Genomic DNA, 1,147 nt, shown 5'->3' on the forward strand with positions numbered 1-1,147 from the left:
GATCTGGACGGTCTTTCCGCCCATATCGCCAGCGGCATGGAAGAGGCCGGCCTGTCGGCGTCCGCCGGACGCGCGCCGTCCGACATTGCCCGGCGGCTGATCGAGAAAGCCGAATTGCGCAGCGTTCGGCTGTCGAGCGAGGCGTTTTCCGCGCTGAAGGATTTTCTGGCGATCGACGTTCCGCTAGATCGCGCGGCCCAGGCGCTGGAGACCTTCGCCGCCGACGCCGGTCTGTCACTCGATGTCGCGCTGGAAAAGTTCGCAGCCCGCGCCAAGGCGATCGAAGCGCATGGCTTGCCGGCCGATAAAATCCGCTACGACGCCGCGTTCGGCCGCCCGCTCGACTACTACACCGGCCTGGTTTTCGAAATCGCGGCCGACAATGGCGACCGGCCGTTGGTCGGCGGCGGCCGCTATGACCGGCTGCTGACCTTGCTTGGCGCCAAGACGCCGATCCCCGGCGTCGGCTTTTCGGTCTGGCTCGACCGCATCGAGGCATTGCGGGAGACGGCGCCATGATCACGCTGGCGATCCCGTCCAAAGGCCGCCTGAAAGAGCAGGCGCTGGACGTGCTGGCCAAAGCCGGGTTAGCCGTCAGCCTGCCCGGCGACGAGCGCAAATACCACGCCCGCGTCGAGGGCCTGGACGATGTCGAAGTGGTGTTCCTGTCGGCTTCCGAGATATCAGGCGAGATCGGCCAGGGTGCCGTCGATCTCGGCATCACCGGCGAGGACCTGGTGCGTGAAAACCTTGCCGACTGGGAGAGCCGCGCCGAAATCGTCGCCCGTCTCAGTTTTGGCCATGCCGATGTCGTGGTGGCCGTGCCGGACATCTGGCTCGATGTCGACACCATGGCCGACCTCGACGACGTCGCTGCCGATTTTCGCCAGCGCCATGGCCGGCGGCTGCGCATCGCCACCAAATACTGGCGGCTGACCCAGCAATTCTTCTCGCAGAAGCACGGCATCCAGGTTTATCGCATCGTCGAAAGCCTGGGGGCCACCGAAGGTGCGCCGGCGGCCGGACTGGCCGATGTCATCGTCGACATCACAACCACCGGCTCGACGCTGCGCGCCAATCATCTCAAGGTGCTGGGCGATGGCCTCGTCCTTCGCTCGCAGGCTTGTCTCGTGGCGTCCAGGAAGAC

General features: G+C 65.7%; 2 protein-coding genes. Both read left to right on the forward strand.

Annotation, left to right across the window (positions count from 1 at the left end; genetic code table 11):
• Window positions 1–519, forward strand: a 519-nt coding sequence (locus EN884_RS36560) for an ATP phosphoribosyltransferase regulatory subunit (RefSeq protein WP_206617761.1), incomplete at its 5' end; no start/stop codon positions are given.
• The coding region (gene hisG, locus EN884_RS36565) for an ATP phosphoribosyltransferase (RefSeq protein ID WP_128361159.1) at window positions 516–1,147 on the forward strand (632 nt) is incomplete at its 3' end. The genes EN884_RS36560 and hisG, both read left to right, overlap by 4 nt.

Origin of the sequence: Mesorhizobium sp. M7A.F.Ca.AU.001.01.1.1, from assembly GCF_004022735.1 — a bacterium.
Lineage (GTDB): Bacteria > Pseudomonadota > Alphaproteobacteria > Rhizobiales > Rhizobiaceae > Mesorhizobium > Mesorhizobium ciceri.